The organism is Streptomyces sp. NPDC004065, assembly GCF_044903565.1.
In the GTDB taxonomy this organism is placed as follows: Bacteria; Actinomycetota; Actinomycetes; order Streptomycetales; family Streptomycetaceae; genus Streptomyces.
In genome coordinates this window covers 16638-40740 of record NZ_JBJDQT010000038.1, presented here as the reverse complement: position 1 = coordinate 40740, position 24103 = coordinate 16638, and the positions used below count along the sequence as shown (strand labels likewise).

The 24103-nt window shown below is 71.6% G+C and carries 23 protein-coding genes and 1 pseudogene; 2 read left to right on the top strand and 22 right to left on the bottom strand.

What is annotated here, in order from left to right; translation table 11 throughout:
• Positions 1-24: 24 nt before the first annotated feature.
• The 6 genes from ACI2LW_RS30425 to ACI2LW_RS30400 are packed head-to-tail and all read right to left on the bottom strand — an operon-like array spanning position 25 to position 6759.
• Positions 25-1026, bottom strand: coding sequence for an asparaginase (locus ACI2LW_RS30425; RefSeq protein WP_404734468.1), 1002 nt, complete (start codon positions 1024-1026; stop codon positions 25-27).
• Positions 1023-2129, bottom strand: a complete 1107-nt coding sequence (locus ACI2LW_RS30420) for a hypothetical protein (RefSeq protein ID WP_404734467.1) — start codon at positions 2127-2129, stop codon at positions 1023-1025. Before ACI2LW_RS30420 ends, ACI2LW_RS30425 begins: the two co-directional genes overlap by 4 nt.
• Positions 2122-3093 carry a polysaccharide deacetylase family protein gene (locus tag ACI2LW_RS30415; protein ID WP_404734466.1) on the bottom strand — a complete coding sequence of 324 codons (972 nt, stop codon included), beginning with the start codon at positions 3091-3093 and terminating at the stop codon, positions 2122-2124. Before ACI2LW_RS30415 ends, ACI2LW_RS30420 begins: the two co-directional genes overlap by 8 nt.
• Positions 3090-3602: a (2Fe-2S)-binding protein gene (locus ACI2LW_RS30410; RefSeq protein WP_404734465.1), complete on the bottom strand. Its 513-nt coding sequence runs from the start codon at positions 3600-3602 to the stop codon at positions 3090-3092. Before ACI2LW_RS30410 ends, ACI2LW_RS30415 begins: the two co-directional genes overlap by 4 nt.
• Positions 3602-5887 carry a xanthine dehydrogenase family protein molybdopterin-binding subunit gene (locus tag ACI2LW_RS30405; protein ID WP_404734464.1) on the bottom strand — a complete coding sequence of 762 codons (2286 nt, stop codon included), beginning with the start codon at positions 5885-5887 and terminating at the stop codon, positions 3602-3604. Before ACI2LW_RS30405 ends, ACI2LW_RS30410 begins: the two co-directional genes overlap by 1 nt.
• Positions 5884-6759, bottom strand: a complete 876-nt coding sequence (locus ACI2LW_RS30400) for an FAD binding domain-containing protein (RefSeq protein WP_404734463.1) — start codon at positions 6757-6759, stop codon at positions 5884-5886. The genes ACI2LW_RS30405 and ACI2LW_RS30400 overlap by 4 nt, the downstream gene beginning before the upstream one ends.
• Positions 6760-7214: 455 nt before the next feature.
• Between ACI2LW_RS30400 and ACI2LW_RS30395 the strand changes: the two genes are divergently transcribed.
• Together ACI2LW_RS30395 and ACI2LW_RS30390 are read left to right on the top strand one after the other, a co-directional pair.
• A complete protein-coding gene (locus ACI2LW_RS30395) occupies positions 7215-7877 on the top strand; it encodes a GntR family transcriptional regulator (protein WP_404734462.1) in 663 nt (220 codons plus the stop codon).
• Positions 7878-7910: 33 nt separating this feature from the next.
• Positions 7911-8246: a hypothetical protein gene (locus ACI2LW_RS30390; RefSeq protein WP_404734461.1), complete on the top strand. Its 336-nt coding sequence runs from the start codon at positions 7911-7913 to the stop codon at positions 8244-8246.
• Here the strand turns inward: ACI2LW_RS30390 and ACI2LW_RS30385 are convergent.
• The 16 genes and pseudogenes from ACI2LW_RS30385 to ACI2LW_RS30310 all read right to left on the bottom strand — a co-directional run.
• Positions 8231-8748, bottom strand: a pseudogene (locus ACI2LW_RS30385) (transposase); the annotation flags it as partial. The gene ACI2LW_RS30390 and the pseudogene ACI2LW_RS30385 overlap by 16 nt on opposite strands.
• Before the next feature lie 130 nt (positions 8749-8878).
• The gene (locus ACI2LW_RS30380) at positions 8879-9076 is read right to left on the bottom strand and encodes a hypothetical protein (RefSeq protein WP_404734460.1); all 198 of its coding nucleotides are present in this window, start codon (positions 9074-9076) and stop codon (positions 8879-8881) included.
• A gap of 341 nt (positions 9077-9417) precedes the next feature.
• Complete coding sequence (locus ACI2LW_RS30375; RefSeq protein WP_404734459.1) at positions 9418-9951, bottom strand: hypothetical protein; 534 nt, start codon at positions 9949-9951, stop codon at positions 9418-9420.
• Positions 9952-11613, bottom strand: coding sequence for a hypothetical protein (locus ACI2LW_RS30370; protein WP_404734458.1), 1662 nt, complete (start codon positions 11611-11613; stop codon positions 9952-9954). It abuts the gene before it with no gap.
• Positions 11614-11881: 268 nt separating this feature from the next.
• A complete protein-coding gene (locus ACI2LW_RS30365; RefSeq protein WP_404734457.1) occupies positions 11882-12649 on the bottom strand; it encodes a hypothetical protein in 768 nt (255 codons plus the stop codon).
• A 34-nt stretch (positions 12650-12683) separates the two neighbouring features.
• Positions 12684-13157, bottom strand: coding sequence for a hypothetical protein (locus tag ACI2LW_RS30360; RefSeq protein ID WP_404734456.1), 474 nt, complete (start codon positions 13155-13157; stop codon positions 12684-12686).
• Complete coding sequence (locus ACI2LW_RS30355) at positions 13154-14443, bottom strand: MCE family protein (RefSeq protein ID WP_404734455.1); 1290 nt, start codon at positions 14441-14443, stop codon at positions 13154-13156. The genes ACI2LW_RS30360 and ACI2LW_RS30355 overlap by 4 nt, the downstream gene beginning before the upstream one ends.
• Positions 14440-15732, bottom strand: coding sequence for an MCE family protein (locus ACI2LW_RS30350; RefSeq protein WP_404734454.1), 1293 nt, complete (start codon positions 15730-15732; stop codon positions 14440-14442). The genes ACI2LW_RS30355 and ACI2LW_RS30350 overlap by 4 nt, the downstream gene beginning before the upstream one ends.
• Positions 15729-16838 (bottom strand): MCE family protein, encoded by a 1110-nt coding sequence (locus tag ACI2LW_RS30345; RefSeq protein WP_404734453.1) that lies wholly within the window; start codon positions 16836-16838, stop codon positions 15729-15731. The genes ACI2LW_RS30350 and ACI2LW_RS30345 overlap by 4 nt, the downstream gene beginning before the upstream one ends.
• On the bottom strand, positions 16835-18028 hold the full coding sequence (locus tag ACI2LW_RS30340) for an MCE family protein (protein WP_404734452.1): 1194 nt from the start codon (positions 18026-18028) through the stop codon (positions 16835-16837). Before ACI2LW_RS30340 ends, ACI2LW_RS30345 begins: the two co-directional genes overlap by 4 nt.
• Positions 18025-19065 (bottom strand): MCE family protein, encoded by a 1041-nt coding sequence (locus ACI2LW_RS30335; protein WP_404734451.1) that lies wholly within the window; start codon positions 19063-19065, stop codon positions 18025-18027. The genes ACI2LW_RS30340 and ACI2LW_RS30335 overlap by 4 nt, the downstream gene beginning before the upstream one ends.
• Positions 19062-20321, bottom strand: coding sequence for an MCE family protein (locus tag ACI2LW_RS30330; RefSeq protein WP_404734450.1), 1260 nt, complete (start codon positions 20319-20321; stop codon positions 19062-19064). Before ACI2LW_RS30330 ends, ACI2LW_RS30335 begins: the two co-directional genes overlap by 4 nt.
• 5 nt (positions 20322-20326) lie before the next feature.
• Positions 20327-21151 carry an ABC transporter permease gene (locus ACI2LW_RS30325; RefSeq protein WP_135791989.1) on the bottom strand — a complete coding sequence of 275 codons (825 nt, stop codon included), beginning with the start codon at positions 21149-21151 and terminating at the stop codon, positions 20327-20329.
• A gap of 3 nt (positions 21152-21154) precedes the next feature.
• Positions 21155-21925: an MlaE family ABC transporter permease gene (locus ACI2LW_RS30320; protein WP_404734449.1), complete on the bottom strand. Its 771-nt coding sequence runs from the start codon at positions 21923-21925 to the stop codon at positions 21155-21157.
• A complete protein-coding gene (locus ACI2LW_RS30315; protein WP_404734448.1) occupies positions 21922-22851 on the bottom strand; it encodes an ABC transporter ATP-binding protein in 930 nt (309 codons plus the stop codon). Before ACI2LW_RS30315 ends, ACI2LW_RS30320 begins: the two co-directional genes overlap by 4 nt.
• 109 nt (positions 22852-22960) lie before the next feature.
• Positions 22961-24055 (bottom strand): sigma-70 family RNA polymerase sigma factor, encoded by a 1095-nt coding sequence (locus ACI2LW_RS30310; protein ID WP_404734447.1) that lies wholly within the window; start codon positions 24053-24055, stop codon positions 22961-22963.
• Positions 24056-24103 lie beyond the last annotated feature (48 nt).

Genomic DNA, 24103 nt, shown 5'->3' with positions numbered 1-24103 from the left:
ATCTTCCGGAGAATCTTCGGGGAATCAGAGACGGTCGAAGAGGTCCTGCACCGCATCCGGATCGGTGGTCCGGGTGAGCGCCAGCGCGAGCAGGACCTTGGCCTTCCAGGGCTGCAGGCTGTCCCCCGCCACCGCCCCGCGGGCACGCAGGGAGGGCGACGGCGGGATGCGGCCGGAGCCCACCCGGGAGCTCTGGCACACCACGACGCCGGCCGCGGCGGCCCGGTCCAGCGCCGCGTCCTCGGCGGGCGTCGGCCGGCCGCCGCCGGTGCCCGCGCTCACGATGCCGCGCGCCCCCGCGGCCACGGCCGCCTCGACGAGGGCACCGTCGGCTCCCACATAGGAGGCGACGACATCGACCCGCGGCAGATCGTCGAGACCCGCCAGGTCGAACCCCGGGCGGTCCGGGCCGGCCCGCAGATGGCGGTGGTAGAAGACCACCCGGCCGTCGGCGTCGGCATAGCCCAGCGGCCCCAGATCGGGCGCCTGGAAGGCCTGCACCCGGAACGGCGCCGTCTTGGTGACGTCCCGCGCCGAGTGGATCGTGTCGTTGGCGACCACCAGCACGCCGTGGCCGCGCGCCTGCGGGGACGCCGCCACCTGGACGGCGCGCAGCAGGTTGAGCGGGCCGTCGGGGCTGAGCGCCGAGGGCGGCCGGATCGCGCCGACCAGGACCACCGGCTTCGGCGAGCGCAGCGCGAGATGGAGGAAGTAGGCCGTCTCCTCCAGGGTGTTCGTCCCATGGGTGAGGACGACGCCGGCGTAGTCGTCGCCGGCCAGCAGCGCCTCCACCGTCCGGGCCAGCTCCAGCCAGTCCCGGGTGGTCAGCGCGGAGCTCGACAGCCGCCGGAACGGTTTCTCCTCGACCGCGGCGAACTCGCCCGACTCCGGTACGGACGCGACGAGTCCGCCGTCGGGCAGCCGCTCACCGGTCTCGTAGTACCAGGCCAGGTCCAGCCGGGAGGCGCCCACCGAGTCGATGGTGCCGCCGGTCTGGATGAGGGCGACGCGGGGGCGGGCGGTCACCGGACCACCCCGCCCTCGTCCGGAGCGCCCTCGTCCGGAGCGCTCTCACCCGGAGCGCCCTCGCCCGGAGCGCCCTCGCCCGGAGCGCTCTCACCCGGAGCGCCCTCGGCCGGAGCGCTCTCACCCGGAGCGCCCTCGGCCGTGCGGCACCACTGGACGATCTCGCCGGGCGTGGCCAGCCACGCCCCGCCGTCCGCGGCGATGTGCCGCAGCGCCTCCTCGACCACGCCGGCCCGGAACGCCTGACCGGAGACCCAGGGGTGCAGATGGAGCGCGAGCACCCGGCCCGAGGCCGCGGCGTCCCGGCACAGCACGTCGTACGCCTCCCGCAGGCCGCGGCCGTAGTCGGCCGGCGGGACCTCGCGCAGGAACATCGCGGCCAGATCGCTCAGCTCCCACGACAGCGGGAACGCCCACAGGCCGTCGGCCGTGCCGCGCAGCGGGTACGGCTGCTCGTCGTTGCCCCAGTCTGCGACGTACTTCAGGCCCTCCCCCGCCAGCAGCGCCGGCGTGCGCGCCGACTCGCTGTGCTCGGGGCTGAGCCAGCCCGACGGGCGCACCCCGAGCGCGGCCTCCAGCCGGTCCAGGGTCAGCCGGATGTAGTGGGCCTCCTCCGGCTCGGTCATCCGGCTGGTCAGCGGCCGGCTGGCGCTGAGGCCGCCGGCGAGGAACTCCGCGGCCGCGGGCCGCAGATGGCGCATCAGCGGCCCGTACTCCTCGGCGGTCAGCACATCGACGGCGACGGCGCGCGCGATGCCCAGCCGCTCCAGGATCCGCAGCAGCCGGAAGACCCCGACCCGGTGGCCGAACTCCCGGTGCGACATGCGGGGGAAGTCCGGGTACGGCGCCACACCGCGTCCGCCGGGCGGCGGGACGGGGGTGGCGTGCCGCGGGTCGTCCCACTCCGCGGCCCGCAGATCCAGCACGACGCCGACCGCCACCTTCGCGCCGCCCGGCCACCGCAGCGGGGGGCGGGCCGGCAGCGGCAGCCAGGAGTACCAGCCGTGGTCGTAGCCGGGTTCGGCACCGCGGGTGCCGGTGGCGTCCGTGACGTTCGGCGTCCGCTCGGCCGCCGCCCGCCCCGTCGCTGTCCGCTCACTCATGGCGGCCCCCACAACTCTCCTTCAGATCCGCGTCGTAGTGGTGGCGCAGATAGTGGTCGACGATGTCGCTCGCCGTCGCGATCCACACGTCGTCGCGGGCGCGCAGATGGGCCAGGACCCGGTCCAGGTGCCCGATGCGGTGCGGCTGGCCGATGGTGAAGGGGTGCAGCGGCAGGCACATCATCCGGCCCGCGCCGTCCTCTTCCCCGTACAGCCGCTCGAACTGGGCGATGCACCGGTCGGCGTAGGCGCTCCCCTCGACGTGGGAGCGCATCAGCAGCGGGGCGTCGTTGAGTTCGTAGCTGTAGGGGAGCGCCACCATCCGTTCGCCGCCGGCGGTCAGCAGGGGCGAGGGCCGTTCGTCGTGCACCCAGTCGGCGTGGTAGCGCATGCCGGCCTCGGCCATCAGGTCCGGGGTGTGCCGGTTGCCGGTGATGTTGGGGCCGAGCATGCCGCTGAAGCGGCGGCCGGTGTGCCGCTCCAGCGCCCGGTTGCACGATTCCAGGAACTCCCGCTCCTGGTCCCGGTCCATACCGGTCAGATAGCGGGTGTTGTACAGGCCGTGGCTCATCAGGTCCCACGACCGCTCGGCCATCGCCGCCGCGATCTGCGGATAGTGGTCCAGGACCGCGACGTTCAGCGAGACGGTGGCCGGGACCTCGTAGCGGTCGAGGACCTCGGCCATCCGCCAGAACGCGACCCGGTTGCCGTAGTCGTGGTAGGCGTACTTGCGCACGTCCGGGTGGGGAGTGCGCGGGTACGGGTCCACCGCGCCGGCGGGCGGGAGGTACTCGTAGTGCTCGATGTTGGGCACGACCCAGACGGCGATCCGCGCCCCGCCGGGCCAGGCGATCGGCGGGCGGTCCACGATCGGCGCGTAGGGCAGCCGGTCGTGGACCGGGTCGAAGGGGCGTTCGTGCGGGTACGCCGCCGCGGCGCCCGTCCCGTTCCCGCCCGCGGTCATGCGCGCGGCGGGCAACCGCCCGCGCGGCCGCCGCAGGCGCTGACCGCCTCCTTGATGCTCGCGTAGCAGCCGCAGCGGCACAGGTGCCCCTGCAGTCCGTCCACGATCTCCTGGTCGCTGAGCTGCCGGCCCCCGGCGGACTCGAGCAGCGCGTGGCCGCTCATCAGGAAACCGGGGGTGCAGAACGAGCACTGGAACGCCTGCTTCTCGATGAACTGCCGCTGCAGCTCGGTGAGCCGGCCCTCGTCGGCGAGCCCCTCCGCGGTCTGCACGCTGCGGCCCTCGACCGCGTACAGCGGCAGGATGCAGGTGCTCACCGGTTCGCCGTCGAGCAGCGCGGTGCAGGTCCCGCAGACCCCCAGGCCGCAGGTCTCGCGCACGCTGAACAGGCTGTTCGCCCGCAGGACCGTGCTCAGCGCGGCGGCGGGGTCCCCGGTGAGGGCTGTCTGGACGCCGTTCACCACGCAGGTGACGGAGATCTCGTCGCTGTTCTGGTCCATGGCGTCCATTACGGCTTCCTCGCTCGCAGAACTCGTTCGGGGGTGATGGGCAGGGAGCGCACCCGGCCGCCGACGGCCGCGTTCACCGCGTTGCCGATGGCCGCGATCACCGGGGGCAGAACCGTTTCGCCCAGGCCGTGGATGTTGCCCGGGGCGTCGTCCTCCAGGTACTCGATCTGCAGGACCTCGGGCAGGTCGTCCATGGCGGGGATCGAGTAGTCCGACAGGCTCGGGTTGGTCAGGACGCCGTCGTCGTAGACCAGTTCCTCGTACAGGGTGTGGCCGATCCCGAAGAGCGCGCTGCCGTGCATCTGCATGTCGGCGAGCTTGGGGTTGACGACCTGCCCGGCGTGCGCGATCACGTGCAGGTGCTTGACGTAGACCTTGCCGGTGTCGAGGTCCACCTCGACCTCCGCGCCGGCCGCGCCCTGGTGCCAGTGGTCGCTGGCGACGCCCTGGCCCGTTTCGGCGTCGAGTCCGCCGGTCGTCCGGACCTCGCCGTGGCCGCTGATGCTGCCGGTGCGGGTGCGCCAGAAGACGTCCTGGACGGTGAGCCGGGTGGCGGGGTCCGAGCGGAGCGCCACCGCGCCCTCGGTGAGGACGAGGTCCTCCGGAGCGGCCCCCAGCAGGTCCGCCGCGAGCGCCAGCAGTCTGTCGCGGATCATCTCCGCGGCCTGGACCAGCGCACCGCCCATGGCCCGGGTGGTGCGGCTGGAGCTGGTGGTCTGGTCGTAGGGGGTGTAGTCGGTGTCCGGCGCGGTGACGTTGACCGCCTCGATGGGGATGCCGAGCGGGCCGGCGGCGATCTGCGCCAGGACGGTGTGCGCGCCCTGGCCCATCTCCACGGAGGAGGTCAGCACCTGGAGGCTGCCGTCGGCGTCCAGGCGCAGCGACGCGTGGGAGGTCGACGGGGTGATCGTGGACTTCAGGATCACCGCCAGGCCCTTGCCCCGGACGCGGTTGCCCTCCACCTCGCGGCGCCGGTCGGCCGGCCAGTTGATGGCGGAGGCGCTGCGGTCGAGCAGCTCCTCCCAGGTGGCCTCCTCCATCACCTCGCCGGTGGCGAAGCGCTCGCCCTCCCGCAGCAGGTTCCGGCGGCGGAACTCCACCGGGTCCAGGCCGAGTGCGTCGGCCAGCTCGTCCATCTGCTGCTCGTACGCCCAGGCGGCCTGCGACACCCCGTAGCCCCGGTACGCGCCGGCGGGCGGCAGGTTGGTGTACACGGCGTAGGAGTCCACCTGGACGTGGGGGATGGCGTACGGGCCGACGCAGCTGTAGCCGCCGTTCTTGATCAGCCGCGGGCTGATGTCGGCGTAGGCGCCGCCGTTGAAGTAGGCCTTCACCTCGCGGGCGACCAGCCGCCCGTCCTTGGTGACGCCGGTGCGCAGATGGATGCGGGCGGCGTGCTTGGTGATGGAGATGAACTCCTCCTCGCGCGTCAGCACGAGCTTCACCGGACGCTTGGCCTTCCATGCCAGCGCGGCGGTGACCGGCTCGAACTTGGCGTAGGTCTTGGCGCCGTATCCGCCGCCCAGCGGGGGCACGGTGACCCGGACGTCCGAGGCCGGCAGGCCGAACATCTCGCTGAGGCTGTCGCGGACGGCGAAGGGTGCCTGCGTCGAGCTGATCACATGGAGCCGGCCGTCCTTGAAGGAGGCTATGACCACGTGCGGTTCCATGGGGACGTGCTGGACCGCCGGGCTCTCGTAGACGTTCTCCATGATCAGGTCGGCGGCGGCGAAGCCGGCCTCGAGGTCGCCGGTGCGCAGCTGGAACTTGGTGCAGATGTTGCCTTCGCGCCCGACCAGGTTGATGTCCGAGTAGGAGCGCTCGCGCGGCGGCGGCGGGGCGTCGTGGACCTGCTCCGCCCCTTCGGCGAGAGCCTCGTCCACGGTGGTCACGAAGGGCAGCTCTTCGTACTCGACCTCGATCATGTGTAGTGCGGCCGCCGCGGCCTCTTCGGTCTCGGCCGCCACCGCTGCCACCGGGTCGCCCACGAACCGCACCTTGTCGCGGCAGAGCACGGGCTGGTCGCGGATGACCGGCCCGTGGTGGCCGGCCGGCCCGCCGGGCTGGTCGAGGTCGGCCGCCGTCAGGACGGCGACCACGCCGGGCATCTTCTCCGCCGCCGACACGTCCACGGAGCGGATCCGGGCGTGCGGGACCGTGCTGCGCAGCAGCTTGGCGAAGACCATGCCGGGCACTTCGGCGTTGAGCGCGTAGCCGACCGTGCCGGTGACCCGCGCCTTCGCCTCGAACATGTCGACGGACCGGCCCACAGTGGTACCGCTCATAGTCTCGACGCTCCGTTCTCCCCGCTGCTGGACACCGTCTCCAGGGCCCGGCGGACGAGCACCGTGGTGAGGTGCTTGCGATAGTCCGCCGATCCCCTGACGTCGTCGATGGGCTCGATGGCCGCGCCGTAGGCGGCGCCGACCTCCTGCCACAGGCCGCCGTCGGGCTTCGCGCCCCGGCAGTCGTCGGTCACCGATGGCAGGGTGAAGGGTGTCGGCGTGGCGCCCGAGACCGCCACCCGGACCTCGGTGAGTCGGCCCGAGGAGTCGGTGTCGGCATAGGCCGCCACGCCGACGCAGGGCCGGTCCTCGGCGCTTCGGCTGACGTACTTGAGGTAGGTCGTGCGCGCCGTCGGAGACGGGCGGGGAATCTCCACCTCGGTCACCAGCTCGTTGTGTTCCAGCGCGTTCTCGTAGTAGTCGACCAGGAATTCGGACAACGGCAGTACCCGCTGCGACCCGGTGCTCGCGATATGCACCCGGCAGCCGAGCGTGGTCAGCACGGCCGGCGGGTCCGAGGCGTAGTCGCTTTCGCTGAGGTTTCCGCCGATGGTGGCGCGCTGCCGGACACGGTGGTTCGCGACGAGACCGAGCGTCGCGGTCAGGGTCGGCAGCGACCGGCGCAATTCGGGACAGCTCTGCATCTTCTTCAGTGAAGTCAGCGCCCCGAGCCGGATCGCGCCTTCCGAATCGGCGTGTATGTAGTCCAGTTCGGACAGACGCTCAAGGGCGATCAACTGCTCCGGGAGCAGCAGGCCATTGCGCATCATGATCATCAGTGCTGTTCCACCGGCGATCACTTTGGATTCGTCGCCGGTTTCGTCCAGCAGCCGGAGAGTCGCCGCAACGGACTGCGGCTTATGGACTCGCATGTCACCTCCCAAGCAGGTCCCCGATGTATACAGAGGTATGCAGGGATGCGCAAGACCCTGTCCAGCAAGCGGTTCATCCGCAGTTGGGCGGGTGTGCGGTGGTGACTGCCCGGGTCCCCCGGCGCGAGTCTGTGGAGATCCGGGGGAGACTGGCCAGGTCAGCGATGGTGGCTCACGACGGGCGGTTGCGCTGTCGAGGGTTCGCCGGCCGCCGAGTCGAGAGCAGAGCCCGGTCCGGCCCAGCCGACATGGTCGGGCGGACTGGTGCGGAGATGGCTGGCGCATGCCGGCCGGGGGTAACACTCTCAGCTCGCTTGGTATACGACTGTGTGTGGTTGCGTACCGTCGTAGCGATCGGTACTCTGCGCCGGGTGTTGCATTCATGCGCTTCGTCAAGGTGTCCATGACGTCGAAGCGGAGTGCCTGATTCTGGTCACTTTCATGGGGGAGTCGTCATGACCAAAAAAAGGACCAATGACTCAAGGGATGGAAATTCCCCGTACGAGAAAATCAAGCAGGGAATTCTGGACGGTACATTTGCGCCCGGTTCCGCCCTTGTTGAATCGGCGCTCGCGGAATGGTGCGGCGTCAGCCGAACGCCCGTGCGTGAAGCTCTGAGTCGACTGGAACGCGATGGTGTGGTCAACAAGACCGACCGCGGAATGGCGGTGCGGGAGCGGACCCCCGAGGAAATTCTCGACATCTACGAAGTACGCATCGCGCTCGAGGTCACGGCGGCCCGACTCGCGGCGGTGCGGCACACACGTATCGACCAGATCCGCCTCGAACGCCTCATGACGCTGCTGACCGAGACGAGTGACGACGCTCCGGGGGACGTCCTGGCCGAACGGAATCGAGAATTCCATCGCGGTATCTGGGCCGCGAGCCACAACCAGACACTGATCGACCTCCTGGACCGGATCAATCTGCACCTGCTGCGATACCCCGTCACCACCCTGACCACCCCCGGTCGTTGGCAGCAGTCGCTGCGCGAGCACCGTGAGCTGGTCACCGCGGTCATCGCACGGGACGAGGCGAGGGCCCAGAAGATCGCCGGGGAACACTTCAGCGCGGCGCGCGACATCCGGCTCAAGCTGTGGGAACAGAGCATCGTCTGACGTGTCCCTCTTCCCGGGTTGCCGATGGTTGTCGTGGTGCAGCCCGCCGGTGCGGTGACCCCGGTTCGGGGGCTTGTCGCCCGCAAGGCGGGCCTGGGCGTGCGACGGCACGCCAGGGTTCTGGGTGCCCATCGGGAAGCGTGGCGGGACGGCATCGACCTGGTGGACGGGACCTTCGGGGTCGGTACCGAGGGTGTTGAGGAAACGATGACGCGGCGCACGGTGGTCATGGGGATCGCGTCGGCCTGCTCCCGTGAATGGCACAGGGCGGGTCTCGCCGCCGCCCGGGTGCCGGCCACACAGGCGGAGAAAGCCGCCGCACAGCGCCTTCGCGATGGCGCGGCTCCCGTTCTTCAAGGGCAGCAGTAGTGGAGGGCCCAGGTCTGCGCGGGGTGACTGCGATGGTGTGAGTTGGCCAGGGTGAACTGCCGCAGCGGGCCGAAGTGGGCCTCGATCGGGTTGGCCCAGGAGGCGTAGGTCGGGGTGAAGCACAGTTCGACCTTGTGCTCCTGTGCCCAGCGGCGGATGTCCGCTCCGGTGTGGGCGGAGAGGTTGTCCAAGATGATGCAGACCGGGGCGCCGTCGGGCCGAGCGGCGCGGATCGACTTCAGTGCGGCCAGGGTGTTGGCGGTGCCCGTCACCTACTTCCACGGCTGCTGCTCCGTCGGCGACGACCGGCTGTGGGGCGTCAACCGCCGCCGCAACCGTGGGTGCGGCGGTAGGTCGCCGGCAGGCGGTCGGGCTTGCCCTGCTTCGCCCAGCAGGAGCCGGCGGCCGGCCGGATCCCCAGGGGGCCGAACTCGTCGAAGGCGAAAACCCGGTCCGGAAAGCGGTCCAGCACCTCATCGATCCGGTCGAGCTTGGCCTCGCGCTCGGGGCCGGCGACTTTCCTGACCCGGCGGCAAGCCGGCAGCCGGCCGCCGGCCTCGCGCCCTGCATGCAAGCGGCCCGCCGACAAGCCGGCGGGCCGCTCCTGCCGCAGCGTTCGGACGCTGCCGCTGTCAGTCAGCCGCAGTGTGGAAGGCCATGTCGGTCGTGACACCCGCAGGGGTGGCGACAGCCAGGGCGTCCGAGGCGACGGAGGTGATCGGCGTCTCGATGCAGAGGCCGCCGGAGCCGGCGACCGCGAGACCGCCGGAGACGTTGTCCAGATCGGCGTCGGAGATTTCGGTGGTCGCGACCTGGGGGACGAAGTTCATTGCGTGCGGTTCCCTTCGAATGAGCACTCTGAATGGCAGCGTTCGCTCGCTCGACTTCCGGGAGCGGTGCCGGAATTCTTTTTTCGCGAGTCGGCGCTACGCGAACAATCAAAGCAGGTCGATCATGAGGCGGCCAGCCGCCAGGGTCCCGGCCGGGACGCGGACCGGAATGCATCTTCACCAATGTGACCACATTATGACCGAAGATATCGAATTCTCCACATGACCTGCGGAGCAGGTGCGGACACGGTGGTTGCCGCCCTGGTCCAGAACGGTTACGGCTTCACCGAAGCCAGCATCTTCCGACCTTTTCATGACGGTTATTCAGGTTGGATACGACCTCACGGTGAACGGTGTGAGGGTTCATCGGATATTCGGCGTCCGGACGTCAGGTACGTGAGGTACACCCCTCCCCCGCAGTCGGACGCTTTCCGCAGGGTCCAGCGGCCCCGGACGGTGACGGAGGAGAAGTCCGACTCGGCGTCATCCTCCTCCACTTCGCCCTCCTCGGGGGTGTAGCCGGCCTCGGGGAGCCGCTTGTGCAGGAAGGCCAGGGTGGTGTCGAAGCCGTCGCCTACGACGGTGGCGACGACGAGCCGGCCGCCGGTGCGGTGCTCCACCGAGGTCACGATCGCGCCGTGGGGCACCGGCAGGTCCGCCGGGAACTCCTTGGGGAGCGGGAGCGGCGGTGAGGCGGCGGTGGGGCAGCCGCCGGGCGCGGGGCCGGCGGCGCGCCCGGCCGGCGGAGCGGTCACCCGCTCCGCCGCGTACGGCGTCGCCCCCGCGTGCTCGGCGTGCGTGCCCGAGCACCCGGTGACCCCGGCCAGGGCTAGGACGGCTGCCGCCAGTACGGCAGCCGAGGGCGACGGCTTCATCTAGTGGCTTCCTCCGGACTTCTTGCGCTTGCCGGCGGCCACGGCGTCGTACGCGCCGTACAGCGTGCCGCCGGAGGACTGGCGGGCGACGGAGGCCAGCGCGTCGTAGTTCTGCGCGCCCCCGGTCGCGCAGGTGCCGGTGCAGCCGTCGGCGTAGGCGGCGAGCACGCGGCCCTGGGCGTCGGTGGTGACGTCGATGAAGTCCAGGAGATTGCGGTCCTTGCCGCAGGTGGTGCCGCCGGTGCAGATCGACCCCTTTTGGACGGGGTCGGTGGGGGTGGCGTCGGCGGTGACCCAGGACTGGCCGCCGTCGTAGGTGGTGGCCACGTACAGGTGCCACACGCTCTGGAAGGCCGGGTCCTGGTAGTTGCCGCCCGTGGTGGTGCCGAGGAAGGCGAAGGCGGCGCGGTCGTCGTCGCCCGCGGTGACGGCCGGGAAGACGACGTTCTTGATGCCGAGGGTGGCGCCGACGTTCTGGTCGTACAGCCACGTCCTGCCCTTGTCGTGGCTGACGGCGATGCGGGGCGTGCCGTCGCTGTTCTGGTAGCCCAGGTAGACGGTCCCGCCGGCCCCGGCGCCGACGCTCGGGTCAGAGTCACCGGGGGTGCTGGACGGGTTGGGGCGGACGGTCCAGGTCAGCCCGTCGTCCTCGGAGACGGCCACGGCCTGATGGCCGCCGCAGCCCTTGTTGGGCACGTACACCGTGCCGTCCGGGGCGACCTTCACATGCCCGTGCAGGCCGCCGCACTCCAGCAGCGAGTACATCGGAACGGCGGGCCCGTACGTCAGTCCGCCGTCCCGGCTGACCGCGCAGGAGGCGTCGGCGATGTCCTGGGAGCAGTAGTAGACGGCGTCCGGGTACGCGGTGAGGCCGCGTGGTGTGCCCGCGGCGAAGGGGCCGCCGCCGATGCTCTGGTGGTCCACGCCGGAGTTGACGCCCGAGCCGCCCGTCGGCGTCCACGTCTCGCCGTCGTCGTCGGTGTAGCAGGTCAACGCGGTCTTGCCGGCGAGCTGCGACTCGAAGGTGCGGTGGGTGGCCGGGTCGGTGAAGAGGATCGGGTCGAGGCTGGTGGTGCTGCCCTGGGGGCAGCCGTTGGCCGCGTTCGCGCTCCTGTCCTGCCAGGTGGCGGCACCGGAACCGTCGTAGGTGACCTTGAGCGTCGACGTGTTCGCCTGGAACATCGCGGCGCCGCTCGCCCGGTCGACGCCGATCGAGGGTTCACCGGCGTTGTGCGCGTCCGTGATGCCCTCGGGAGCCGAGGAGTTCGCGTACGTCGGCGGTGTGGCCGTGCTCGGCGGCGGGTCGGCCGGCGGGGTGATCAGGCTCGCGGTGCCGGTGAAGCTGTCGCCGAGCGGCGCGTAGGGCACCACGCGCACGGTGTACGACGCCGACACCGCCGGGAGCAGCACGGTCTCGGGGTCGCTGGAGGAGGCCGAGGCGGCCACCTCTCTGCCGTTCGCGTCGAGGACGTACAGGTCGAAGTCGGCGGCGGAGTCCGGCCATCGGACGTCGATGCGCAGGCTGTGACCGGCGTCGTAGCCCGCGGGGACCGACACCTTCAGCACGTAGTCGTCGCAGGGTTGCGCGGCCCCGCAGCTCAACGCCCCGGCGGTGCCGGAGGCGTTGGGGACGGCGAAGGGGCCGGCGCTCCAGGTGGTCATGGGCGCGGTGTCGCTGACCGATCCGGAGGACGGGGTGGCGGCGTCGGCGGCCCCGCTCGGCAGGGTTCCGGCGACGAGCGCCAGGAGGCCGGCGGTGAGACGCCCCAGCGACCGCGGGGGGTGGTGGCGACGGAGTGCGGAGAGGGGGGCCACAGGTACCTCGACTTTCGCGAGTCGGACGGAGGGTGGTGGTGTGCGGCGGTGAGGGGGCCCTGGCGGTGCCTCCGCAGGCACTGCCAGGGCCCTTGCGGAGGCCTGGTCAGAGGGGTCAGAGGGCGTCCACGGCGCTCACCTTCCAGCCGTCGGAGGTGCGGGTGAGCGTCATGCGCACCCGGTTCAGGTCCAGCCGGGGCTGCGGGACCTGGGTGCTCCGGGTGACCTGGTTGACGAAGAGCAGGACGACGGCCCGGTCCGGTGCGGCCGACACGACGGAGGCCGCCGGGGCGCCGCCGTCGGCGGGGGTGGCCACGGTGGCCTTCACCACGCCGTGGTACTTCGTCGCGGTCGGCGCGACCACCGCCTTGGTGGTCTTGCCGTACTGGTCGCGGAAGTGCCCGGTCAGCAGGGCGCGGGCCCGGGAGAAGTCCCGGTCCAGGTGCCGGTAGTCGTACGACAGCACGACCGGCGCCGCCTTCAGCGCGGCCGCGACGGCCTCGCCGCGGGCCTGCTCCGTCTGCCGCCCCTGCCGGTACTGCCACCCGAGGACGGCGGCTGCGGCCAGGGCCGCCACGAGGACGGCGCCCAGCACCGCGGTGAGCACGCGCCGCCAGGTCGTGCGCGGGAGCGCACCGTCCTCCGGATCCCCCTCGAACGACTCGAAGGAGTCGAACGACTCGGGCTCCGGCGGGTCCTCCCAGCCGTTCGCCGGGGGCTCGACGAGCAGGGTGCGCCCGGCGGCCGTCCGCTCCTCCTCGCGGGCGCCCCGCTCGGGGCGCGCGGGCCGCCTGGTGCGCTTGGCCGCCGCGCGGGCGGCGGCGGGCATGGTGCGGCGGGCCGGTGAGCCGGTGCCGCGGGTGCGGGCGGTCTGATGCGCCACGGTCTCTCTCCTCATCGATGGACTCATGGGTGGGTCAGCCCACGAACGCGACGTCGGACGTCAGCCAGCGGCCGGACACGCGCGCGAGGTCGAGCTGGAGCCGGTAGGTGCGCGCCTGGCCGTGGGGCGCGGCGGAGTTGGTCACCTTGCTGTCGGCGACGACCAGGACCCGGGCCGAGCGCGCGTCGGAGCGCACGATGCCCGCTTCCAGGACCTGGCCCTCGGACACCGACTTGTTCCGCGCGACCAGCCTCGTCAGTTGCGTGGTCTGCGCGGCGAACTCCTTCTTGAACTCACCGGTGGCGCCCTTCAGCACGTTGCCGCTGTCCCGGTCGTAGTGCCGGTAGTCGAGCGAGGTGAAGTTCAGTGCCGACTGGCGGGCCGCCGCCAGGATGTCCTGGCGGCGCTGTTCCGCCGCGTGCTGGTCGGACAGCTTCACACCCAGCCAGACACCGGGCACGGTCGTCAGCACCGTCGCGGCGGTGAGCCCCGCCGACAGCAGCCTCATGCGTGCGCCTCTCCCGCCATCGGTCCCACGAGCAGCCATTGCCACGACTCCTTTCCGAACACGGTCAGTTCTCCGCCCGTCGAGCCGATCTCGACGGGCGTTCCGTCCGGGCCGGTCGCGGTACCGGTCTCCGGGTCGTACGGGGCCACGAACGCGGCCCGGTCGGCGCCGTGCCGGCCGGTCGTCGCGCCGGGCGCGTTCTGCGCTCCGCGCACCGAGGTCTTGCTGCCGCGCGGTGCCGTGCAGCGCGCGGCGGTGTTCGCCGGGCGCGTGCTGGTGTCGGCGGGGTCGCGCCGCCGGGTGCCGTAGCCCTGGGTGCACGCGGGCGGGTCGCCCGCGTTCACGACCATCCCGAAGTGGGTGGTGCCGTCGCCGGGAATGACCGTGTAGCTGCCCGCGACCGTGAGCGGCAGCGTGACCAGGGCCTGTTCGACGCCGGGCAGCCGGGCCACGGTGACCTGCCCGCCGCTGACGAGGTTGGCCAGCAGGACCGGCACGTGCGGCCGCGCGGACCTCAGCAGGGAGTCGACCTGCTGCGCGGCGGGCGTCGTGTTGCCGATCAGCCGGCGCAGGTCGCCGTCGCTCGACTTCAACTGCGCGGTGAGGGTGGCGAGGTCGCGGGAGAAGGACTTGATGGCCGAGCCCTTGTCGGCCTGGGTCTTGAGCACCCTCCGGGAGTCCTCGATCAGCGAGACCGTCTGGGGCAGTGACTCGGACGCCGACTCGACCAGCGCGTCGCCGGAGTCCACCAGCCGGCTCAGGTTCGGCCCGGTGCCGGCGAACGCCTTGCCCAGTTCGTCGACGGTGACCCGGAGGTCGTCCTTGCCGACCGAGTTGACCAGCCGGTCGAGGCTGAGGACCAGGTCGGTGACCGGCAGCGGGGTCCGGGTGCGACTGCGCGGGATCGGAGTGCCGTCCTCGAGGTACGGCCCGCCGGACCGCCGCGGCTGGAGGTCGACGTACTGCTCGCCCACCGCCGAGCGGTCGGCGACGACCGCGAGCGTGTCGGCCGGGATCCGCGGGGCGCCGTCCTCGATCCTGAGCGCCACCGAGATCCCGGACCGGGTCAGCCGCAGGTCGCCCACGCGGCCCACGGGCACGCCTCGGTAGGTGACCTCGGCGCCGGAGAAGATGCCCCCGGACTCGCCGAAGTCGGCGCGCACGGTGTACCCGCGGTGCAGGACGTCGTCCACCAGGCCCGTGTACCGGGCGCCGACGTACGACACCCCGAGGGCGGTGACGGTCGCGAAGGCGAGCAGCTGGGCCTTGACCGTACGTGTGATCACGGCAGCATCCCCTTCAGCATCAGCTCGGCGAGGCCGGTGTCGATGCCCGGCGGGAGGCGGCGCGAGCCGCTCCCGGTGCCGTAGGCGGCGGTGCACACCGGCGGGCACAGCAGAGAGCTCCCGGCGGAGGGCGTCGCGGGCGCCGAGGGCACGGGCGGGGTGGACGGCAGCGGCGGGGCCGACGGCAGGGGCGGGACGGACGGCGGGGACGGCAGGGGGACGGGAGTGGGGACGCCGGGAAGGTGCGGTGTCCCGGGGGCCGGGGACTTCCCGCCCTTGCCGGGCTTGCCGGTGACGTTGCCGTAGAGGTCCGCCAGGTCGAGGTCGGCGGTGATCCCCAGGTTGACGTAGTCGCCCTTGACGGCGTCCGTCGCGTTGCGCGGGAACGGGTAGGTGGTGAGGATCTCCAGGGAGCCGGGCAGGTCGTCGCCCGCCTTGTTCAGCTCCTGGAGGATGGGCTGGAGCTTCTTCAGGTTGGCGACGGTGTCGTCGCGGGAGGCGTTCACCACCCTGGTGCCGGTCCTGCCGAGCCCGGAGAGGGCGGTGAGCATCTTCGTCAGGTCCTTGCGCTGGTCGGCGAGGATTTTCAGGGCGGGCGGCATGGTGTCGACGGCCAGGGCGATCGTCTTCTTCTCCTTCTTCAGCCGCTTGGCGAGCCGGTCGACGCCCTTCAGCGCGCGCACGATCTCCGCCCGCTGGCCGTCGAGGCCGCCGAGGAAGGTGTCGAGCTGCTTCAGCAGGGACCTGACCTGGTCCTCGCGGCCGCCGAGGGCCTTGTTCAGCTCGACGGTGATCGTCTTCAGCTGGGCCACCCCGCCGCCGTTGAGCAGCGCCGAGAGCGCCGACAGCACCTCCTCGACCTCCGGGTTGCGGCCGCTGCGGGACAGCGGGATGCGGTCGCCGTCGCGGAGCCGTCCGACGGGCCGCGTGCCGGCCGACGGGGACAGGGCGACGTACTTCTCGCCGAGCATGCTGGTCTGCCGCAGGTCGGCGACCGCGTTGCCGGGCAGCTTCACCGAGTCGGCGATCCTGAGCCGCACGCGGGCGTGCCAGCCGTCCAGTTCCACCTTCTCGACCGCGCCGACGGTGACGTTGTCGACCTTGACCGCCGACTGCGGCACGAGGTCCAGGACGTCTCGGAAGTCGACGGTGACGTGGTAGGCGTGGCCGTCCGAGACGGCACCGCCGGGGAGCGGGACGTCGTACCAGCCGTTGAACTCGCAGCCGGTCAGCAGCAGCGAGCCGACCGCCGTCCAGGCGGCCGTCCGCGCCTTGCGCCGCGCGCTCATGCCGATGCCCCCAGGATGCCGCCGAGGGTCTTGTCGACCGTGCCCGTCGAGGCGGGCGCCGACGGGATGCCGGGGAGCGAGTCGAGGAGTTTCTTCAGGCCGGCGCAGTTGTCGTGGTCCTCGCCGGTCGTCTTCAGGATCGAGCAGAGGAGGGACGACGGATCCTGCGGGATCTGCGCGTTGTTGCGGGTGTCGAGGGTGCCGGCGGCGGGGTTGTAGGCGTTCTGCAGGTTCGACAGGCCCGTGGGGGCGACGGTCAACAGCTCCTCCAGAGCTTTCCGTTGGGTGACGAGGACCTTGGTGACCTTGGCCAGGCCCCGCACGTCCGACGTCAGCGCCTTCTTGTTGCCTTTCACGAAGCCGGACACGTCGCCGAGCGCGGCGGCCAGGTACTTCAGCGCGGCCGCGAGGTCCTTGCGCTCCCCGGCGAGTTGCCCGGCCACGTCGGCGAGGTCGGTGTTGAACGACCGCACACTGGCGTCGTCCGCCGCCAGCGCGGCCGTGAACACCTGGAGGTTCCGCACGGTCCCGAACAGGTCGCCGCGCCCGTCGGACAGCGTGGTGACCGCCTGGGACAGGTCCTCCACGGTCTGGTTGAGGTCCTTGCCCTGCCCGCGGAGGTTGTCCGCGCTCACCCCGAGCAGCCGGGACAGCGAGCCCTTCTTGTTGGCGCCGTTCGGGCCGAGCGCGTCGGCGGTGGTGTGCAGGCTGTCGAAGATCCGGTCCAGTTCGACGGGGACGGCCGTCCGGGACTCGGGGATGACGTCTCCGTCCCCCAGCACGGCGCCCTTGCGGTACACCGGCAGCAGCTGCACGTAACGGTCGCTGACGACGGAGGAGTTGACGATGGCGGCCTGTGCGCCGGCCGGCACCTTGCGGCCCCGGTCGTACTCCAGCTCGACCCGCACCCGGCCGCCCTCCGGCGTGATCTTCCTGACCTCGCCGATGCGGACGCCGAGGACGCGGACGTCGGAGCCGGGGTAGATGCCGACGGTGCGCGGGAAGTACGCCGTGACGCGGACGGGGCCGGGGCCCGGCCACAGGACGGCGGCCAGGCCGGCGAGGAGCGCGAGCGCGGTGAACAGGGCCAGGAGTCTGCGGGTCATCGGGTGCCTCCCGTCCGCGGCGTGACCGGGGTGGCGACCAGGTTCTGGATGTAGGAGTCGAACCAGCGGCCGTTGCCGAGGGTGTTGGTGAAGAGCCGTACGTAGGGGGCGAGCAGCCGGACGCTGCGGTCGAGGCTCGCCTGGTTGCGTTCGAGCATCGTCACGAAGGTGTTGAGGTTCTTCAGCGCGGGCCCGATCTCCTTGCTGTTGTCGTCGACCAGGCCGGACAGCTCGATGCCGAGCAGCGCGGAGCTCTTGAGCAGCTGGTGGATCGCCGCGCGCCGCCGGTCGATCTCCTTGAGCAGGGCGTCACCGTCCTTCACCAGCGCGGAGAAGTCCTTCGTGTGGCCGGCCAGCACCTTGGTGACTGAGTTCGCGTGGTCGAGGAGTCCGCGCAGCGCCTCGTCGCGGGCGGCGACGGTCCGGGAGATCCGCGAGAGCCCCTTGATCGACGCCCGCACCTCCCCGGGGGAGTCCTGGAAGGTGAGGGAGATCGTGTCCAGTGCCTTCGCGAGCCGGTCCGTGTCGACCTCCTCGGTGGTGGTCGTCAGGTCGCTGAAGGCCTGGACGACGTCGTACGCCGAGACGGTCCGCCGGAGCGGGATCTCGCTGCCGGGCTTCAACTGGCCGGGCCCCTTCGGGTACAGGGCCAGGTACTTGGCGCCGAGGATCGTCTTGACCCGGATCGCCGCGCCCGTGCCGGTGCCGAACGCCGGGCGGTCCTTCACCTTGAAGGTCACCTTGACGTGGTCGCCGTCCAGGTCGACGCCCTTGACCTTGCCGACCTTGACCCCGGCGATGCGTACCTCGTCGCCCGGCTTGAGTCCGCCGGCCTCGGAGAACGCCGCGCTGTAGGTGTCGCCGCCGCCGATCAGCGGCAGGCTGTCGGCGTTGAAGGCGGCGACGGTGAGCAGCGCGAGGACGGTGAGACCGACGGCGCCGACCACGACCGGGTTCCTCCCCCCGCTGCCGCGGGGAGGTGCCCCCACGCGGAAGGGCTTCAGGCGCGGGCGCTGGAGCCGGATCCTGGGCAGCTTCGGCGGCAGGACGCGCACCTTCACCAGCGGCTCGGGACGAGGTGCGCGCCTGGGCAGCAGCCGGGGAAGCCTTGGCAGCTTCGGCGGCAGGACACGCACCTTCACCAGCGGCTCGGGACGGCGGGCGTCGCGCCGCCAGACACGCGTGCTCATCCGCCGCACCTCGCCCGCGCCACGTGCAGCTCCGGGGTGATCACCTGCTTGGTCTTCGGCAGCACGATCCGGCCGTCGAAGTCACAGAGGTAGAAGTTGAACCACGAGCCGTACGAGGCGGTCCCCGTGAGCTTCTCGAGCTTGTTCGGCAGCCGTTTCAGGACGCCCTCCACGGTGTTCTCGTTCTTGTTCAGCGTTCCGGTGAGATCGCCGAGCCCGGCGATGTCGTCCTTCAGCGGTGGACGCGCGTCCTTCAGCAGCCCCGCGGTGACGTCCGTGAGGTCGCCGATGCTCACCAGCGACGCCCCGATGGGCTTGCGGTCGGCGGACAGCCCTGAGATCACCCGGCGCAGCTGCGTGAGCAGCCCGGAGAAACGGGAGCCGCGCTCGTCGAGCGTCTGCAGGACGGTGTTGAGGTTGTCGATCACCGACCCGATGAGCTTGTCCCGGTCGGCGAGGGTGCTGGTGAGCGACGCCGTGTGCGCGAGCAGGCTGTTCACCGTGCCGCCCTCGCCTTGGAGGGTCCGGACGATTTCGGTGGCGAGCTGGTTGACGTCGCTCGGGCTGAGCGCGGCGAACAGCGGCTTGAAGCCGTTCAGCAGGGCGTTGAGGTCCAGCGCCGGCTGGGTCCGGGACAGCGGGATGGTGCCGCCCGGCCGCAGTCGGGCGGTGGCGTCGCCGGCGCCCTCGGTGAGCGCGATGTACCGCTGCCCGACCAGGTTGCGGTAGCGGACGACCGCGCGGGTCCCGGCGAGCAGCGGCCGCTCCGTGCTGACGGTGAACGTCACCTCCGCCAGGGTCCGGTCCTTGATCCGGATTCCCTGGACCTCTCCCACCCGCACTCCGGCCACCCGGATGTCGTCGCCGGTCTCCAGCCCGGTGACGTCGGTGAACACCGCGTGGTACGTGTCCTTGGGGGTGAAGGAGATGTTGACGACGGTGGCGGCGAGCAGCGCCGTCGCGGCGATCGTGACCAGCGCGAAGAGGCTGAACTTGACCAGTGGGGCAGCGGTCTGCCGGGCTCCTGACCTGCTCATGCGACACTCACCGCCGTCCCGCGCGCGAGCGGCCCGAACAGCAGGGTCGCCACGGGCGGCACCCGGTCCGCCGGGACGCCCATGAGGGGGGCCACGAGCGAGCCGACGGCCCGCTGCTCGGCCCGGGTGGCGGACACGCCGGCGCCTCCTGGCTGGGCGCCGCCGGATCCTGGGGCCGACGTTCCGTCGCGGAGGTGCGGCTTCGTCCCGGGCACCTGCGGATGCGGCAGGCCGCGGCAGTCCGGTCCGGACCGCTCGCCGTACACCGGCTCCTCACCGGGCCGGTACGCCCCCTGCGGCCGGACGACCTCGAGGGTGATCCGCATCTCGCCGCCCCGGAAAGCGTCCTCGGACGCCTTCTCCTGCCGGGCCAGGCCCTGGAACAGGCAGGGGTACTCCGGGGAGTAGCGGGCGAACAGCTCCAGCGTGGGGCGGGAGACCCGGCCCAGGGTGATCAGCCGGTCGCCGTTCTCGGACAGGAAGTCGTTCGCCGTGCCCGCCACGGTGGCGGTCGCGCGCAGGGCCGATGCCAACTGGTCCTTCTTCTCGGTGATCGTCCGGCTGGTGGTGACCGTGTTGCGCAGGATCCGCATCAGATCGGGCGCCGCGTCGCCGTACACCTCGGCGACGTCGGCGAACCGCGTGATGTCCTCCTTGAGGGAGGGCAGGTGCGGGTTGAGGCGGCGCAGATAGCCCTCGACCCGGGTGAGGTTGCCGCCGATCCGGTCGCCGCGGCCCTCCAGGGCGGTGGCGAACGCCGAGAGGGTGGCGTCGAGTTCGCCCGGCCGGACCGTGCGCAGCAGCGGCAGCAGGTCGTTCATCAGCTGCTGCACCTCGATGCCGACCTTGGTGCGGTCCTGGGTGATGACGTCGCCCGCGCGGATGGACCGGGCCGGCCGCACGGCGCCTGCGGGAGCGACCAGGTCGACGTACTTCTCGCCGAACAGCGTCTTGGGCAGCAGCCGCGCGTGCACGTCCGAGGGGATGTACGGCACGTACCGCGGCTTGAGCGCGATGTCGAGGGTCGCCTTCGTGCCGTCGGCGTGCACCGCGCGCACCTCGCCGACCAGCAGCCCGCGCAGCTTGACGTCGGCGCGCGGGTCGAGCTGGTTGCCGAGGGTGTCGGCCTCCAGGGTGACGGGCACGACGGAGGTGAACGCCTGCTGGTAGACGGCCACCGCGAGCGACAGCAGCAGCGCGAGCACGGTGAGGAACGCGATGCCGTACAGCCTGAGCCTTGTTCTGTGCGTCCGCACCGCTCTCACCCCGCAATCCGTACGGTCGTGTTGGCGCCCCAGATCGCGAGGCTCAGGAAGAAGTCCAGGACGTTGACGGCGACGATCGAGGTCCGCACCGCCCGGCCCACCGCGACGCCGACTCCGGCCGGGCCGCCGCTCGCGTGGTAGCCGTAGTAGCAGTGCACCAGGATGATCAGCACCGCGAAGACGATCACCTTGCCGAAGGACCAGAACACGTCGACGGGCGGCAGGTACTGGTGGAAGTAGTGGTCGTACGTGCCGGTCGACTGCCCGTAGTAGCCGGTGGTGATGGTGCGGGCGGCCAGGTACGAGGACAGCAGCCCGACCACGTACAGCGGGATCACCGCGACGAAGCCGGCGATCATCCGCGTCGTCACCAGGAACGGCAGCGAGGGGACGCCCATCACCTCCAGCGCGTCGGTCTCCTCGCTGATCCGCATCGCACCGAGCTGCGCGGTGAACCCGGCGCCGACGGTCGCGGACAGGGCGAGCCCGGCCACCAGCGGGGCGATCTCCCGGGTGTTGAAGTACGCCGACAGGAACGCCACGAAGTTGGAGGTGCCGAGCTGGTTGAGGGCCGCGTAACCCTGGAGGCCGACCTCGGTGCCGGTGAAGAAGGACAGGAACGCGATCACGCCGACCGTGCCGCCGACGACGGCGAGCGCGCCGCGCCCGAAGCTCACCTCGGCGAGCAGCCGCAGGATCTCCTTCTTGTAGCGGCGCAGGGTGCGGCCCGTCCACGCCAGGGAGCGCCCGTAGAAGGACAGTTGCGTCCCCAGCTCTTCGAGTGAGCGCAGGGGGCGGTCGAGGACGTCTCTCGGTCTCATCGGCTAACCCCTCTGGGGGACGACCTGGAAGTACACGGCGGTCATCACGAAGTTGGTCACGAACAGCAACATGAAGGTGATCACCACGGACTGGTTGACGGCGTCGCCCACGCCTTTCGGGCCGCCCTGCGCCGTCAGCCCCTTGTACGAGGCGACGATCGCCGCGATGGCCCCGAACACCAGCGCCTTGATCTCCGCCGCCCACAGGTCGGACAGCTGAGCGAGGGTGGTGAAGGACGCCAGGTAGGCGCCGGGCGTGCCGTGCTGGAGGACGACGTTGAAGAAGTAGCCGCCCGCGACACCGACCACCGAGACGAGGCCGTTGAGCAGTACGGCCACGACCATCGACGCCAGCACCCGCGGTACGACGAGCCGGTGGATCGGGTCGATGCCGAGCACCTGCATCGCGTCGATCTCGTCCCGGATCTTGCGTGCTCCGAGGTCCGCGCAGATGGCCGTGCCGCCCGCGCCCGCGATCAGCAGCGCGGTGACGATCGGCGAGGCCTCCCGCAGCACGGCGAGCACGGACGCGGCCCCGGCGAAGGACTGGGCGCCCAACTGCCGGGTCAAGCTGCCGATCTGCAGGGCGATGACCGCCCCGAAGGGGATGGAGACCAGGGCCGTCGGCAGGATCGTGACGCTGGCGACGAACCACGCCTGCTGGATGAACTCCCGCGCCTGGAAGGGCCGTCGGGGCAGGGACCGGACGACGTCCAGCGCCATCGCGAACAGGTTGCCCGATTGGCGGAGGGCACCCGTCGGGGAGAGCCTCACGGGCTCGTCACCTCCGCCCCGTGCAGTTCCGCCTCACGTCTGGCGATCGCCTCCCAGCGGGGCGGGCGGGTGATGCCGGGGCCGGGCAGCAGACGGGGAGCGGGCGCGACAGCCGGACCGTCCTCGTCGATCTGGGCCAGCTCCTGCTCGACCTGGGCCGCGTCCTTCTCCTCCGCCATGCCGATCGGCCCCCGCATCCGGCCGTTCAGGAACTGCCGTACCACGGGCTCGTCGCTGGCCAGCAGCTTCTCGCGGGGCCCGAACATGACCAGCTCGCGCCGGAACAGCAGCCCGATGTTGTCCGGGACCTGGCGGGCCGAGGCGATGTCGTGGGTGACGATCAGGAAGGTCGCGTCGATCTGTGCGTTGAGGTCGACGATGAGTTGGTTGAGGTAGGCCACGCGGACCGGGTCCAGGCCCGAGTCCGGCTCGTCGAACAGGATGATCTCCGGGTCGAGGACCAGGGCGCGGGCGAGTCCGGCCCGCTTGCGCATGCCGCCGGAGATCTCGCCGGGCAGCTTCCCCTCGGCGCCGAGCAGCCCGACCATGTCCATCTTCTCGAGGACGATCCGCCTGATCTCGCTCTCGGACTTGCGGGTGTGCTCGCGCAGCGGGAAGGCGATGTTGTCGTAGAGGTTCATCGAGCCGAACAGCGCGCCGTCCTGGAACAGCACGCCGAACAGCTTCCGTACCTCGTACAGGTCGCGCTCGCGGAGCCTGGTGATGTCCCGGCCCTGGACCGTGATGGAGCCCCGCTCCGGCTTCAGCAGCCCCACGAGCGTCTTGAGGAACACCGACTTGCCCGTCCCCGAGGGGCCGAGCATCACCGAGACCTCCCCGGCGGGCAGGGTCAGCGAGACGTCCTGCCAGATGACCTGGTGGCCGAAGGACTTGGTCAGCCCTTCCACACAGATCTCGACACCCATCCGGTCACACCCTTCGCCCGTGGAGCGGCTCCGACATCTGCTCTACGGGGAGGGAAGGGGCGTCCGTCGCTGCGGACGGGGATTTTTTTACGGCCGCGTGTACGGGGTGCTACGGCAGCGTCGGCGACGGCGTGCGCGAAGGCGTCCCCGGGACGGGGACGGGGAGCGGGGCGGCGGGCAGGACGGAGACCGTGGGAAGCGACGGGAGCGACGGGACGGCCGACTTCGCCGGCAGGTCCGGCACCGCGGTCGGCAGGTCCGGCGCGGCGGCCGTCGGGCCCGGCACCTCGGGCACCTGGGGAACCCGCGGCACCGACAGCTTCGGGAGCGCGGACGCGGACATGTCGGGCAGGGACGGCACTTTCGGCATCCTCGGTGCCTCGGACCCCGGCAGCAGAGACGTTTCTCCGGTGAGTGAGGGCGTCCGGCCCCGGTCCCCCGGCGCCGAGGGGGAGGTGGCGGGCGTCCCGGGGGCACGCCCCTGGCCCGCGGTCTCGCCGTCCGGGACCTGCGCGTGGCCGGACACGGCCGGCCACGGCGCCGGACCGTTCCCGTCTCCGCCGCCGCCGAGCGCGTACGGCAGCACGAACCCCGCCACCACCACGGTCGCCGCCGTCGAGGTGACCGCGAGCGCCTGCACATGGCCGCCGCCGCGCAGCCGCCCGCGCCCGACCAGGAACAGCACCAGCCCGAGCGTCCCGGCCAGCGAGGCGCGCAGCGTCCGCCGGGCCCGGGCGAGCAGCGACTCGACGGTCCGGTAGCTGAGCCCCATCCGCACGGCGACCTGGCTCACGTCCAGGTCCTCCGACCTCAGCCGGAGCGCCTCCGCCTGCCGGGCGGGCAGCTCACCGCTGCGCACGGCGAGCCACTTGGCCTCGGCCCGGTCGCACACCGCCTCCTCGACGGGTACCGGGCCGGGCGCGACGAGTGTGGGGCGACTGCCCACCTCGGCCTCGCGGTTGACCTGCCGGTACCGGTCGACGCACAGCCGCATCGTCACCGTCGTCAGCCAGGCGCCGAGCCGCTCGTCGTCCAGGTCCGGGCGCTCCGCGGCGCGCAGCATCGCCTCGTGCACGGCGTCCTCGGCGTCCTCCTGGCTCATGGACCGCCGCCGGGCCACCTTGAGCAGTTGCTCACGATGGCTCCACATGCGCTGCCAACGCTCGTCGGCGGCCACTGTGTCCGCAGGCACGTCCGTCGCCATGAGGGCCCCCTCGCACCACCCGCCGGTCCTGTACTTACGACGGGGGCG

Bases quoted from the DNA above. Each gene is read 5' to 3' on its own strand.
- ACI2LW_RS30410 (WP_404734465.1), bottom strand. From the start codon at position 3,602: ATGGACGCCATGGACCAGAACAGCGACGAGATCTCCGTCACCTGCGTG.
- ACI2LW_RS30325 (WP_135791989.1), bottom strand. From the start codon at position 21,151: ATGAGACCGAGAGACGTCCTCGACCGCCCCCTGCGCTCACTCGAAGAG.
- ACI2LW_RS30335 (WP_404734451.1), bottom strand. From the start codon at position 19,065: ATGAGCAGGTCAGGAGCCCGGCAGACCGCTGCCCCACTGGTCAAGTTC.
- ACI2LW_RS30360 (WP_404734456.1), bottom strand. From the start codon at position 13,157: ATGAGGCTGCTGTCGGCGGGGCTCACCGCCGCGACGGTGCTGACGACC.
- ACI2LW_RS30415 (WP_404734466.1), bottom strand. From the start codon at position 3,093: ATGACCGCGGGCGGGAACGGGACGGGCGCCGCGGCGGCGTACCCGCAC.
- ACI2LW_RS30405 (WP_404734464.1), bottom strand. From the start codon at position 5,887: ATGAGCGGTACCACTGTGGGCCGGTCCGTCGACATGTTCGAGGCGAAG.
- ACI2LW_RS30310 (WP_404734447.1), bottom strand. From the start codon at position 24,055: ATGGCGACGGACGTGCCTGCGGACACAGTGGCCGCCGACGAGCGTTGG.
- ACI2LW_RS30400 (WP_404734463.1), bottom strand. From the start codon at position 6,759: ATGCGAGTCCATAAGCCGCAGTCCGTTGCGGCGACTCTCCGGCTGCTG.
- ACI2LW_RS30370 (WP_404734458.1), bottom strand. From the start codon at position 11,613: ATGACCACCTGGAGCGCCGGCCCCTTCGCCGTCCCCAACGCCTCCGGC.
- ACI2LW_RS30340 (WP_404734452.1), bottom strand. From the start codon at position 18,028: ATGAGCACGCGTGTCTGGCGGCGCGACGCCCGCCGTCCCGAGCCGCTG.
- ACI2LW_RS30345 (WP_404734453.1), bottom strand. From the start codon at position 16,838: ATGACCCGCAGACTCCTGGCCCTGTTCACCGCGCTCGCGCTCCTCGCC.
- ACI2LW_RS30395 (WP_404734462.1), top strand. From the start codon at position 7,215: ATGACCAAAAAAAGGACCAATGACTCAAGGGATGGAAATTCCCCGTAC.
- ACI2LW_RS30380 (WP_404734460.1), bottom strand. From the start codon at position 9,076: ATGAACTTCGTCCCCCAGGTCGCGACCACCGAAATCTCCGACGCCGAT.
- ACI2LW_RS30350 (WP_404734454.1), bottom strand. From the start codon at position 15,732: ATGAGCGCGCGGCGCAAGGCGCGGACGGCCGCCTGGACGGCGGTCGGC.
- ACI2LW_RS30420 (WP_404734467.1), bottom strand. From the start codon at position 2,129: ATGAGTGAGCGGACAGCGACGGGGCGGGCGGCGGCCGAGCGGACGCCG.
- ACI2LW_RS30375 (WP_404734459.1), bottom strand. From the start codon at position 9,951: ATGAAGCCGTCGCCCTCGGCTGCCGTACTGGCGGCAGCCGTCCTAGCC.
- ACI2LW_RS30315 (WP_404734448.1), bottom strand. From the start codon at position 22,851: ATGGGTGTCGAGATCTGTGTGGAAGGGCTGACCAAGTCCTTCGGCCAC.